Genomic DNA, 12,945 nt, shown 5'->3' on the forward strand with positions numbered 1-12,945 from the left:
CCGCGGTCACCAGCACTGCCAGTACCAGGCCGGGACAGTCCACCACCAGGTGCCGCTTCTGCCCGCCCACGTTCTTCCCGCCATCCCATCCCGACGTTGACCTGGGGATATTCGCCGCCGCCCGGACTGAGTGCGAGTCCACGACCGCCGCACTGGGATCCGGGCTGCGGCCCTCCTTCGCCCGCACTCGGTCACGGAGCCGGTCGTGGAGCTCGGCGAGCAGGCCGGTCACCTGCCAGCGGCGGGCGAAGGCGTGTACCCGCCGGTACGGCGGGAAGTCCTTCGGCGGGTTCGCCCACTTGATTCCGTTGTCGACGATGTACCGCACAGCGTCCAGCATCACGCGGTGGCAGTAGCCTTCCGCCCGCCCGCCCCGCCCTTGAAGCCACGCCGGCACCGGCAGCAGCGGGCGCAGCTCCTGCCACTCGGTCTCCGTCATGTCCGAGACGTAGCATGGGACACGGTCCGGGTGATCCGCCGCGTTCCCGAACCGGTGCGCGAGGCAATCGCACCGTGACACAGGAGAATTGGACGCGGCGGACACGCTCACGCAAGACTGCGACAACAGGACCTCCGGAAGCTCGGGCTGACTGCATCGCCGAGCTACCAGGAGGTCCTGCCTTCATGCGTCGATGCCGCCACGATCACCCAAACAGGAACCCTGTTCGATCACACCCGCTCACACTCGGAACGCGGATGGCTTCTCAGCATCGGCCACGAACTCCCACAAGGACATCGGCAACCGGCCCACCACCTCGACCAGGGCGCCCTCGCGGGTGGGATGCACAGCGGGCACCGGCACGCCGCCACTGCGCGCGAAGGCAGCGAGCTCCACCGCTTCTCGCTCCCGCGCCGTGGAGGCGCAGTCGCGGTAGACCTTGGCGAAGTACCGGCGCCCCGAGTGGTCGGTCACCGAGTAGTTGAAGGTCGCGGTGCCAACCGGGATCTGGGCCACCTCAGCCGGGTTCACGCCGTACGCCAGGACCAGCGTCCCGGCCACGGCGGTGATCATCCGCTGCGCGTCACCCGCGTTCATGCGGATGTCGGCTGAGGTGCGTGCGGATCGGGGGCGAGCGTGACGGTCATCCACGGCACCGCATCTTCGCGGAACGAGTGCCCGACGGGGTCGGTGCCGCTGCGGTCGTCGAGGCTGAAGCCGGTCACCATGATCATGTCGGAGCCGTCGGCGACCGAGACGAGTTGGCTTCCGCAGCGCGGGCAGAATCCGCGGTGCAAGGTCGGCCGACTCGGATACCACGTCGGCTCGCCGCCCGGCCCGACCCACCTCAGGCTGTCCCTGCGGAAACCGACCCACAGGACAGCGGGCCCGCCGGAGATACGCGTCTCGTGCCGGCACGAGCACAGTTCCCTGTCAAGTCCATGTGTTCAGCACTTGTGCTCCTTTGTGTGGTGGCGTGCAGTGGTAGCCGTCGAAGGAGTGAGACGGGCGCCCAACGGTTCGGGCGAGCCGCCGCTCCCGTCAGGAAGACTGTGCCTCGTTCACCGGAGCGACGTAGGCCGCTTCGATGAAATTGATGAACCTGCGGTGGGCGACTCTCAGTTCTCCGCTGATTTCCCACCCACCCAGATTCTTGGAAGCGGCCCGCAGTTCTCGAATTCCTGGGGTGGTCGTTCTGTCAACGGAGCTCCAGGAGATGGCCGTAGAGACCTGCCGACTCGGCGAAGCGACCGTGCTGAAGGGATTCTTCGGCAGGGCTTGTTCAAGTTCTTGAAGGATTCAAGTTGTAGGTGATACCCAGGATTGGGAGGGCTCGTGCGGGTTCAGCAGCGATTGCCCTGATGGTCTTGGCGATGTTCCCGGCGCCGAGGGTTTTGAGGGCGCCGATGGCGAGGTTGCGGAGGCCATGGGACGCCGAGGTCCGCGAGCATGCCGCGAAGGCGATCGCGGCGTTCGAGAAACCGTACGGCGCGAAGTGCCCCAAGGCCGTCAAGAAGATCACAGACGACGTGGACGAGCTGCTGGCCTTCTACGACTTCCCCGCCGAGCACTTGATCCACTTGCGTACCACGAACCCGATTGAGTCGACTTTCGCCACTGTCCGGCTGCGGACCAAGGTCACCCGGGGCGCTGGCAGCGCGGCCGCCGCCCTGGCCATGGTCTTCAAGCTCGTCGAGTCCGCCCAGCAGCGGTGGCGGGCCGTGGACGCACCCCGCCTCGTCGCCCTGGTCCGTGCCGGAGTCCGCTTCGAGCGCGGCTATCTCGTCGAACGCTCCGAGGGCCACGCGGCCTGAACGACCGCAATTGATCCACGGGTCATGACTCCTGCTCCTCAGCCCGGCAGCAGGCCGGGCGTGTCGGGCCGATGAGTTTGCCGGTTGCCTGAAGTCTTCCTCGTGATAAGCCCGCCCCGTCGGCGGATCAGGAAACGCCGGATCCCGGTGTCATGGAGGAGAGAGGGAGGCCAGGATGAACAATCCGATTCGGCTGTACATGTCGATGTCGCTCGACGGCTGTATGGCCGGCCCGGACGACCGGCCGGGGCAGGAGCTCGGACGCGACGGTGGACGGCTCTTCAACTGGCTCGACGACCGGGAGTCCGACGGTCCGAGCGGCCAGGTCTACCGCGAGGCGCTGGCGACCGGCGCGGTGATCTTTGGCCGGCGGACCTTCGAACTCGCAGGGCGCTGGCAGGGCGATCACCACGACGGCGTGCCGATCTTCGTCCTCACCCACCAGGTGGATGACGGGGACGTGCCACCCGGCCACGCGCGTTTCGTCACCGATGTCGAGGACTGCGCACGCCGGGCTCGCGCAGCCGCAGGGGACCGGCCGGTCATGGTCCATGGGGCGGGCGCGGCCCAAGCACTTCTCCGCGCCGGGCAGGTGGACGAGATGGAGATCCACCTGGTTCCGGTCCTCCTCGGGGACGGTCGACGGCTGTTCGACCACCTGGGGAGCGATCACATCGAACTCGACCTCGTCCGACGGCTCGAGGATCGAGACGTCACGCATCTCCGCCACCGGGTGCATCGACCCGAGGAGGCCGCGTGAAGACGCTCTTCGTCTCCTACCGCGTCACCGACCTGGACCCCTCGCTCGGTTTCTACACCGCCTTGGGCTGCGTCGAACTGGGCAGGGTCGAGGTCGGCGACGGGGCTCGCCTCGTGATCCTCAAGTTCCCCGACGAACCGGCGGCCTCGCTCGAACTGGTCCACCGCCCCGGCGACGGACCGGTCGACGTGGGCAGCGGTTTCGACCACCTCGCGATCCAGGTGGAAACGCTGGCCACCACCCTGGAGACGCTGACCGAAGCCGGCCTGGAGCCGGAGCCTGTCCAGTATCCGGGCGGCCCTCACGGCCCGAAGACGTCGTGGCTCACGGACCCGGATGGTTACCGGATCGAGTTGGTGGAGTGGCCGTCCGGACACCCCGACGGCATCACCGCAGCAGACTTTTGATGATGAGGGGGGCACGGTGAGCGGAGTGACCGAGCCTCCCTCGGTGCGGCCGCGGCACAACGCGGGGCAGCATTGCCACCCCATCCACAGGTCTTGACGATTACTCCGTCTGTATCCACAACACGCCATCAACCGCACTCGAGGAGAGCACCATGACCGCTGTCTACACCTGGGACGTCTTTTCCACCCTCGACGGCTACGGCTCCTACGGCCCCGACGGCGACTGGGGCGGCTACTGGGGAAAACAGGGCCCTGAGTTCCTTGACAACCGCCTTGCCGTGATCAGCAAAGAGCAGCGGATGGTTCTCGGGGCCAACACCTTTCGGCAGTTCGTGGAGCTGCTGGGCCCGATCCCAGAGGCCGGCCTCGACCCGGTGAACTCCCGGATGCGAAGCATGCCGACAACGGTGGTGTCGACGACGCTCGCAGGACCCTTCGCATGGCCGGACGTGACCGTCGTGGCCGACGATGCCGTCGACGTCGTCGCCCGGCTCAAGGAGGAGTCCGAGGTGCCGTTGCGCTCGCACGGCAGCCTGTCGTTGAACCGGGCGCTGATGGCCGCAGGGCTCGTCGACCGCCTCCAGGTGACGATCTTCCCTGTGATCAGCGGTCAGACCGGGACCGACCCGATCTTCGAGGGCGCGGCCGACTTCGACCTGGAGCTGATCGAGAGCCGGACGTTCGACGGCCACACCCAAGAGCTCAGCTACCGGCCCACCCTGCACCGCTGAACACAGCCGTGCACTGCACCAGGTCCAGCAGCCGAACCTGACCCGGAAGCTCTCCCGCGGGCCGACATGCCGCACCTGTCAGGAACTTGAACACGCCCTGGGCCGCCGGGGCCCGGCGCGGTGGCTGTCTGCCTGGACACGCACCTCGGAGTACTCGGCCGTGCTCCCACTCGGGACGCAACGACGCGGTCTTCTCCAGCAGCACAGCACGCAGGCCACGACGCGCCCCATCGCTGACGGCCCGGCCGGCGCTGCTGGATAGGCTCGGGGTGTGGAGCCGATCAGCATGCAGCCGAACCACGCGTTCGCCGGAGAAGCCCGGGGCGGGCTATCGCCCCGGGCGGCCCGGGCGCTGTGGTGGGGATCGGGCGGTCTGGTGCTCGGCGTGCTGGGCACCTCGGTACTCGTCGCCGGTGCGGAGCACGGCCGACGCCTGCCGGTGACCGTGGTCCTGGTCCTTGCGCAGGCATGTGCCCTGCGGTGGCAGACGCGCGCACCCATGGCCGTACTGGCCGTCAACGCGCTGACGGGGCTCGCGGTGTGGGCTCTGCTGCCCGCGGTGTCCTTGTCGGGGGCGCTGCTCGCCGCGCAGGTCACGTTGTGCGTGCTGTCAGCCACCAGGCCGCGGCGGGTCTCGGCGTGGGCGCTTGCGGCGATGTGCCTGCCGGCGCCGCTGGCGCTCGGGGCGGCCGGCGCCGCGGGGGCGTCGGTCTATCTGCTGGCGGTGGCCCTGGCGTGGACGGCGGGGCAGTGGCGCAGGGCACAGCAGGACCGGATACGGGCGGAGGCGCGCCGGGCTGTGGTGGAGGAGCGGGCGCGGATCGCGCGCGAGGTGCACGACGTCGTGGCGCACACCCTCTCAGTGATGGTCATTCAGGCAGGCGCCGCCGACGACGTGTTCGTCCAGCGGCCCGAACAGGCGCGTGAGGCGCTGCGGGCCATCGAAACGGGTGCCCGCTCGGCACTGGGCGAACTGCGCTTGCTGCTGCGGGCCTTCCATCCCGACGCGGGGGCGGGCGCGGCTGGGGATCAGTTGGGGCAGCAGCCCTCCCTCGCGCGTCTGCAGGAGCTGGCCGACAGCGTGCGTGCGACCGGGATCACCGTGCACGTGCACTGCGAGGGCGCAACCGACACCCTGCCGGCCGCGGTGGACCTGGCGGCATACCGGATCGTCCAGGAGGCCCTCACCAACACCGTGCGCCATGCGGCCGGTGCCGACGAAGTGAGCGTGCGAGTGACGGCCGAAGGGGAGTGCGTGAAGGTCACTGTGGTCGACAACGGCAGTACCCGGCAAGGTGGTCCGGCCACGGTGGGAGCGGGCCGCGGGCTGGTGGGGATGAAGGAACGTGCCCGGCTCGTGGGCGGCAGCCTGCGTGCCGGGCCGTTGCCCGAAGGAGGCTTCGAGGTGACGGCGCAGTTGCCCGTGGGGGAGGCGCCATGACGCTGCGCGTGGTGGTGGCCGACGACCAGGCGTTGGTCCGTACCGGGTTCCGCATGATCATCGATGCGCGGGACGACCTTGAGGTGGTCGGTGAGGCGTCCGACGGCCAGGAGGCGGTACGGCTGACCCGGGAACTGGCACCCGGCGTGGTGCTGATGGACGTACGCATGCCCGTCGTGGACGGCATCGAGGCGACCCGGCAGATCGCGCTGTACGGCAGCCCGGCCAGGGTGCTCGTACTGACCACGTGGGACGTGGACGCGCACGTCGTCGCCGCTCTGCGGGCCGGGGCGAGCGGCTTCCTGCTCAAGGACATCCGCCCCACCGAGCTCGTCGACGCGATCCGCCTCACCGCGCGCGGCGACGCGCTGCTGGCGCCCACCGTGCTCAGCCGCGTCCTCGACCGGTTCCTGCGCACCACGCCCGACCTGGCACCGCCGCCCTCCCTGCGGGACCTCTCCGGTCGCGAACGGGAGGTGCTCACCCTGATCGGCCAGGCCCTGTCGAACGCCGAGATCGCTGAACGGCTGCACTTGTCGGAGGCCACGGTCAAGAACCACGTCACCGCGGTGCTGCGCAAACTGGGCCTGCGCGACCGCGTCCAGGCCGTCGTCGCCGCCTACGATCACGGCCTCGTGCAGCCGCGCCACCCCTGACACCTGCCTCCTCCTCAAGGAGGAGGCAGGGCTACGATCCTCCTGTACTCCCAGTGCCGGACCGCTCCCACGGCCGATCCAGGGGCGGGGTGGCCGGCCGTAGCGTCGAAGTGTGATCGACGACCTGCCTTGCCTCATGTATCTGCTCGCCTACGACGACGCGGCCGAAGGCCCCTACGACCGCCCCCGGACCCAGGTGCTGCTCCGGGCCGCCGCCCTCGTCGACCTCGCCCTGCGCGGCCGGCTGCGGGAGGACGACGGCACGGTCACCGTCTTCGGCACCCAACCGACCGGCGCCCCCGCCCTGGACGGCATGCTGCACGACGCGGCCGGCGGCCACGGCTGGAAGCACCTCGCGCGCACCCACCGCAAGCGGACCCTGACGGAGGTGGAAGACCACCTCACCGCGGCCGGAGTCCTCACCGTGAAGGAACCCCGCACCCCCTTCGGCACCCGGCGGCTGACCCTGACCGACCGCGCCGTGCCCGCCGCCCTGCACGCCCGCGTGTCCGCGGCGCTGCGCGGGGACGAGCCCGTGCAGAGCCTTGCCACCGCCGACACCGCGCTGCTGGCGCTGGCCGCGGCGGCCGGCGTCCACTCGGTCGTCTCCCGGCAGGACCGCAAGACCTACCGGGCCCGTATCGACGCCTGCACGACAGCTCTCGCCGCCCTCGCGCCCGGCCTGGAGAAAGCGGTACGCGACCTGCCGACGACCATGCTCGCCGCCCAGGGCGGCATGGGCGGCAGCTGACCGAACGAAACGGGGAGACGATGACCATGCGCCACGTCCTGACCACCCTGTGCTGCGCCCTGACCGCCGTCCTCGCGACGGCCTGGTCCGTACAACCGCCGACGCAGCCCGGTCCGCCCGATGGCGCCACGACGCTCCGCACCCACGACGGCCTCGTGCGGGGCGCCGCCCACGACGGCTACCGCACCTTCGAGGGCATCCCGTACGCCGCACCCCCGATCGGCGGGCTGCGCTGGGCGCCGCCCCACCATGCCGCCCCCTGGTACGGGGTCCGGGACGCCACCCGTCCCTCGAACGCCTGCCCGCAGCCGGCCGGTGAGGTGCCCGGCGGCAGCACCGACGAGGACTGCCTCCGCCTGAACGTCACCACGCCCGACGGCGCGCGACCGGCACACCCCCGGCCGGTGATCGTGTGGCTGCATGGCGGCGGCTTCACCACCGGAGCGGGCTCCTCCTACGATGCCCACCGCATGGCCACCCATGGCGACGTCGTGGTCGTCACCGTCAACTACCGCCTCGGAGCACTCGGTTTCCTCGCCCGCAGCGCACTGCCCGGCTCCGGCACCTTCGGCCTGGCCGACCAGCAGGCGGCGCTGCGCTGGGTCCGCGCCGAGATCGGCGCCTTCGGAGGCGACGCGCACAACGTCACACTGGCCGGCGAGTCGGCGGGCGGCTACAGCGTCTGCGCCCAGCTCGCCTCACCCGCCGCCGCGGGCCTCTTCGACCGGGCGATCATCGAGAGCGGCCCGTGCACCGGCCGCGCCGGCCGATTGTTCGCCCCGTCCTCAATCCCGCTGTCCACGGCGCGTACCGCGGGCGCGGACCTCACGGCGAAGGTCGGCTGCAACTCCGCCCACGACGTCATGGGCTGCCTGCGGCGCGTGCCCGTCTCCCGTCTGCTCAAAGCCCAGACCACCGACCAGCAGCCCGCATACGCCACGCCTCTGCTGCCCCGTGACCCCGCGGCGGCCATCGCCGCCGGTCGCTTTCACCACGTCCCTGTACTCCTCGGCAACAACCACGACGAGGGCAACAGCTGGGCCGCCGGGATCATCCGGGCCGGCCATCCCGTCACCCCTGACACCTGGCCAGATGTCGCAGCCACCTTCTTCCCCGCCGCGGGGGAAGCGAAGGCGATCGTCCGCGCATACCCGGTGCACCCCACCGACGGCGGCCCGGTCTTCGGCGCGGTCATCGGCGACGCCGACTTCGCCTGCCCCACCGCGCGCACGGACACCCTCCTCGCCACCCAGGTGCCCGTCTGGCGCTACGAGTTCGCCGACCAGCATGCCCCGCTGCTCATCCCCGGCACGCCACCGTTCCCGCTCGGCGCACCACACGCGAGCGAACTGCCCTACCTGTTCGACCTCGGCGGCCGCCCCCGCAGCCTGACAGCGGCACAGCACCGCCTGGCCAACACCATGATCGACTACTGGACCCGCTTCGCCCGAACCGCCGACCCCAACGGCCCGTCCTCACCGCACTGGTCCCGCCAGACCACACAGTCCCTGGCACCCGACCACATCGTCCCCACACACACGACCCAGACCCGCCACCACTGCACGTTCTGGAACGCCCTCGGGTGACCACCGGGACAACCACCGCCGAGGACCCCGCCCAACCGCACGACCGGTCCGCGGCCCACCACAAACCCGCCCCCGCCCGCCACCGCACCGGCGACCCCACCCCACTTCGGGGGGCCCGGCCTTCTTAGTCCGGCCGGTGGCCTCCGACCCCACAGTCTCCCGCCTGATCGGCAAGCTGGCCTCGGGCGGGCAGCGGGTCCTGGCCGCGCTGCGCACCGTCCGTGCCGAAGTGCGCGAACAGGTATGGCGGTTGGCAGGGGATGTGGCACCGGACGCGGACGGGCAGGTGATCGTGGACATCGACGGCGTCCTCGGCCTGGCGCACTCCGAGAAGCAGGACGCCGCCGCGACCTGGAAGAAGACGTTCGGCCACCACCCGCTGATGGGGTTCGTCGACCACGGCCGCGGCGGGTCCGGCGAGCCGGTCGTGGGCCTGCTGCGGCCCGGCAACGCGGGCTCGAACACCGCCGCGGACCACATCGAGGCCACGAAACTGGCCCTGGCCCAGCTGCCGAAACGGCTCCGGCGGGGGCGTCAGACGCTGATCCGCACCGACTCCGGCGGCGGCACCCACGAGTTCGTCGCCTGGCTCGCGAAGCGCGGACGGTGGCTGTCGTACTCGGTCGGCATGACCATCACCGACGCCATCCACGCCGCCGTCCTGAAGGTCCCGGCCTCGGCCTGGACACCGGCCGTCGAACCCGACGGCGACATCCGCGACGGCGCCTGGGCCGCCGAACTCGCCGGCGACTGCCTGACGGGCTGGCCGAAGGGGCTGCGGCTGATCGTGCGCAAGGAACGGCCGCACCCTGGTGCCCAGCTGCGTTTCACCGACGCCGACGGCATGCGGTTGACCTGCTTCGCCACCAACACCGCCGGCGAGGCGATCGCCGTCCTCGAACCGCGCCACCGGCAACGGGCCCGTGCCGAGGACCGCATCCGCGCTGCCCGCGCCACCGGCCTGCGCAACCTCCCCCTCCACGACACCACGCAGAACCAGATCTGGCTGGAGATCATCCAGATCGCCCTCGACCTGCTCGCCTGGACGCCCCTGTTTGCCCTGACCGGCAAGGCCCGGCTCTGGGGGCCCCGCCGCCTGCGGCTCCGCCTGTTCTCCACCGCCGCCCAGCTCATCACCCAGATCGTCGGATTTCCCGAGGGCCGTGGGCAGGGAGTTTGGCACGAGGGTGTCCTGCGCGGGCGGCAGGCCGACGGCCAGATTCAGGTCGATCGAGCCGGAAACGGCTATCGCGTCTCACGAGGCTTCAGCGGCAGCCCCGTATGGGACCAGAATCTCGGCGCTGTGATCGGGATGATGGCCAAGGCCGAACTGGGCGAGCCAGCGGTCGGCTTCATGATTCCCGTCGGTCAACTGGTCGCGGCCTGGCCTCCGCTGGCAGACGTGGCGCGTCCTCCCTCGCCGTTTCGCAGCCTCGAACCGTTCGAAGAGGTGCACGCTGCAGCGTTCTTCGGCCGGGACACCGACAACGATCGGATCGCACAGGTGGTGGCGGAACAGCGGTGGACCACCCTGGTGGGCCCTTCCTGCTGTGGCAAGTCCTCGGTCGCGATGGCAGGAGTGGCACCACTGCGCCGCGACGCGGGGGACACCGTGGCGATCCTGCGCCCCGCCCACCACACCACCGCCCTCAGGGGCCTGGCCGCCGTGCTGCTGGATTTGCTGGAGCCCGACTGCGCCGAGGCGGAGAAGTTCGCGCGGATCTCCGTGGTGGCCGACGAGATCGCCCGCCACGGGATCCGCGAGGTCGCCGCACGCATCCTGCACGTGCAGCACGTCAGGCGGCTGCTGATCGTCATCGACCAGTTCGAAGAACTCCTCGACGACGAAGCCTTCGTCCCCGGCGACATCGACGCCCTGGCCGACGCCCTCGGCCAGACCTCACGGCAGACGGTCTCCGTGCTGGCCGTCCTGCGCACGGACTTCCTCGGCCCCGTCCTGGACCATCCCCGCCTCGGCGTTCTCGCCAAGAAGCGGATCGAAGCCCTGGAACCGATGAGAGAGGAGCAGTTGCGGGACATCGTCACCAAGCCCGTCGACGGCATACCGGCCATCGGTTACGAGGATGTGCTGGTCAACCGCATCCTGGGCGACGCCGGCAACGCGCCGGGCATCCTGCCTCTGCTCAGCTTCACCCTCGCCCAGCTGTGGGACCACCAACGCGGCGGACGTCTCACCCACGACGCCTACGACGCACTCGGCGGGGTCAGCGGTGCCCTGGGCGGGCACGCAAACAGGATCTGGAAGCAGTACGTTGGCGACGAGGACGAGGAACACGCGGAGAAACTTCTGACCCGGCTCGTGCGCACACCCATCGGGACGGAGACGCCCATCCGGTGCCTCGCCACGCGCGCGGAGCTGAGCGACCGGGAGCGGCAGATCGCCCAGCGCCTGGCCGGTGCACGGCTCCTGGTCCTCAACCGGGGCCGGGTCCACGAGGAATCAGGGCCCGAGAGCGGCGATCCGACCGACGTGGAGACCGTCGAACTCGCCCACGAGGCGCTCATCTCCAGCTGGGACAGGCTCAGTGCCCGGGTCAAGTCGGACCGCGTCTTCCTCGACTGGCGCGAGAACCTCCAGCTGGACATGGACCGATGGGACAAGGCCGGACGGCCCCGGGACCTCCTTCCGACCGCCACCGCCCTGGACGCCGCACAGCGGTGGCTTCCGGAACGCACCGGCGAGCTGGGGGACGCGCAGCGGGACTACCTCCAACAGGGGCTTGCCCATCGTCGGTATCTCACGCGCCGCCGCCGCACGGTGATGGCCCTGTTCGGCGTTCTGCTGCTCGTTGTCAGCGCCACCGCTGTCGTCGCCGTCGACCAGCGGCAGACCGTCATCCACCAGCGCGACCGTGCCACCTCCGCGCAGGTCGCCGGCCTCAGCACCGACCCACAGCTCGCCCGACGGCTGGCCGTCGCGTCCGCCAGCCTCGGTGACACCCCCGAGGCGTGGTCAGCGCTCCTCACCGTGCGTTACCAGCCCGAGAAACGGGCCGTCAAACTGCCCAGGTTCGACGTGACGACCTCCGACCTCGACGACGACGGCCACATCCTCGTCGCCGCGGGCGGGACCCACGTCGGCACCTGGGACGTGGACACCGGCAGACAGCTCGGCTCCTACCAGACCGCCGCGAGGGTACGGAACGCGCGCCTGTCCGCCGACGGCACGACGGTCGCCGTGAGCACCGACGACGACCAAACCACCGTTCTGGAGACCCGCGGACTCCACCCGCGTGGCCATCCCTACTGGTCCGGGATCGACCTCTTCTCCCTCAGCCCGCACGGCAACTTCCTGGTGGCCCACGGGGAATCCAAGGCCGGATGGCTCGCCACGGTCTGGAACACCCACACCGGGAAACTGCTGTTCCAGCGCACCGGCGACAATCCACTCGACCCCTCCTTCACCGCGCACGAACGGCTGCTGTCGTTGACTGGAACCTTGGGCACCGGCCTCACTTGGGTGGACCTGCGGACGGGCAAGGACCTTCCCGTACCGAAGTTGGACATCAAGCCCCAGGGCTACTCCGGCCCGGTAGTGTTCAGCCCCGACGGCAGCCGCGTCGCCACGATGACTTCCCGCGGTCTGTTCTTCGCCGAGTTGCCGGGAGACGGCGTCGGATATCAAGGATTCAGGCCGGTGCCGACGGCTTATGCGGACACATCCATGTACGGCGGCAGTGTGCACTTTAGCCACGGCGGAAAGCTCGTCTCCGTCGGCTTCACCCTATGGGACGGGGTATTGCCTTGGGACCCCGTATTCAGCTACCCGACGGTCTCCGGCGACTGCGAGCCCAACACGTTCCGGTTCTCCTCCGACGATTCCGAACTGAGGTGCGTCGGCGGCGACGGGACGTTCCGTTCCCTCGACATCTCCCGTCTCACCCTGCATGGCAAGCAGACCACGCTCGAGGTCCCGGGGGCGGTGGCAAGCCAGAACGGGTCGACCATCGCGCTCGCCGGCGACGGCAAGGTGGAAATTTGGTCCACCGAGCCGCTGGCCAAGCGGATGGAGCTCACCATCCCGAACGCAAGCGACGTTCTGCTCAGCCCGGACGGCCGACTGCTGGCGGTTCGGAATCGTCAGGCTGAGGCCCAGATATGGGACCTGGTCAAGCGTGTCCGGCTCGGCACCTTGCCCGGCGATCTGGGTGGCATCACGAAAACGGTTGCCTTCTCGCCGGATGACACGACATACGTCACCTATGACTATCTCAAATACCGCGGGACGAAAGGCGTCTTCTATTCACTGAGGTTTTCTCGGCGAAATGATCTCCGCGAAGCAGGCTGATCGGCGCATGTCGGGATGGATCGGTCCGGGCGGCCCCAGCTCTGGACAGAC

General features: G+C 69.9%; 10 protein-coding genes and 3 pseudogenes. 10 read left to right on the forward strand and 3 right to left on the reverse strand.

The genetic code is table 11. The features are described from left to right. The 3 genes from ACWEKM_RS43450 to ACWEKM_RS43460 all read right to left on the reverse strand — a co-directional run. A partial coding sequence (locus ACWEKM_RS43450) for a transposase (RefSeq protein WP_451626830.1) occupies positions 1-439 on the reverse strand: 439 nt, incomplete at its 3' end. A 240-nt stretch (positions 440-679) separates the two neighbouring features. Beyond that, entirely contained in the window at positions 680-1,036 is a 357-nt protein-coding gene (locus tag ACWEKM_RS43455) for a phosphotransferase (RefSeq protein ID WP_451626831.1), read from the reverse strand. Further along, positions 1,033-1,365 (reverse strand): GFA family protein, encoded by a 333-nt coding sequence (locus ACWEKM_RS43460; protein WP_451626838.1) that lies wholly within the window; start codon positions 1,363-1,365, stop codon positions 1,033-1,035. Before ACWEKM_RS43460 ends, ACWEKM_RS43455 begins: the two co-directional genes overlap by 4 nt. Positions 1,366-1,890: 525 nt before the next feature. Here ACWEKM_RS43460 and ACWEKM_RS43465 point away from each other — a divergent pair. From ACWEKM_RS43465 to ACWEKM_RS43510, 10 genes and pseudogenes are all read left to right on the forward strand, one after another. Further along, a pseudogene (locus ACWEKM_RS43465) lies at positions 1,891-2,253 on the forward strand (transposase); the annotation flags it as partial. A 175-nt stretch (positions 2,254-2,428) separates the two neighbouring features. Beyond that, entirely contained in the window at positions 2,429-3,013 is a 585-nt protein-coding gene (locus ACWEKM_RS43470) for a dihydrofolate reductase family protein (protein WP_451626832.1), read from the forward strand. Further along, complete coding sequence (locus ACWEKM_RS43475) at positions 3,010-3,420, forward strand: VOC family protein (RefSeq protein ID WP_451626833.1); 411 nt, start codon at positions 3,010-3,012, stop codon at positions 3,418-3,420. The genes ACWEKM_RS43470 and ACWEKM_RS43475 overlap by 4 nt, the downstream gene beginning before the upstream one ends. Before the next feature lie 152 nt (positions 3,421-3,572). After that, entirely contained in the window at positions 3,573-4,151 is a 579-nt protein-coding gene (locus ACWEKM_RS43480) for a dihydrofolate reductase family protein (protein ID WP_451626834.1), read from the forward strand. A gap of 286 nt (positions 4,152-4,437) precedes the next feature. Continuing rightward, complete coding sequence (locus ACWEKM_RS43485; RefSeq protein ID WP_451626839.1) at positions 4,438-5,592, forward strand: sensor histidine kinase; 1,155 nt, start codon at positions 4,438-4,440, stop codon at positions 5,590-5,592. Continuing rightward, on the forward strand, positions 5,589-6,248 hold the full coding sequence (locus ACWEKM_RS43490; RefSeq protein WP_451626835.1) for a response regulator: 660 nt from the start codon (positions 5,589-5,591) through the stop codon (positions 6,246-6,248). Before ACWEKM_RS43485 ends, ACWEKM_RS43490 begins: the two co-directional genes overlap by 4 nt. A gap of 112 nt (positions 6,249-6,360) precedes the next feature. Further along, positions 6,361-6,999 carry a GOLPH3/VPS74 family protein gene (locus ACWEKM_RS43495; protein WP_451626836.1) on the forward strand — a complete coding sequence of 213 codons (639 nt, stop codon included), beginning with the start codon at positions 6,361-6,363 and terminating at the stop codon, positions 6,997-6,999. A gap of 26 nt (positions 7,000-7,025) precedes the next feature. Further along, positions 7,026-8,585: a carboxylesterase/lipase family protein gene (locus ACWEKM_RS43500; protein WP_451626837.1), complete on the forward strand. Its 1,560-nt coding sequence runs from the start codon at positions 7,026-7,028 to the stop codon at positions 8,583-8,585. 133 nt (positions 8,586-8,718) lie between these two features. Next, positions 8,719-9,723, forward strand: a pseudogene (locus tag ACWEKM_RS43505) (IS1380 family transposase); the annotation flags it as partial. A 294-nt stretch (positions 9,724-10,017) separates the two neighbouring features. After that, positions 10,018-12,894 (forward strand): annotated as a pseudogene (locus ACWEKM_RS43510) (WD40 repeat domain-containing protein); the annotation flags it as partial. Positions 12,895-12,945 lie beyond the last annotated feature (51 nt).

This window comes from Streptomyces sp. NPDC004752 (assembly GCF_053601275.1).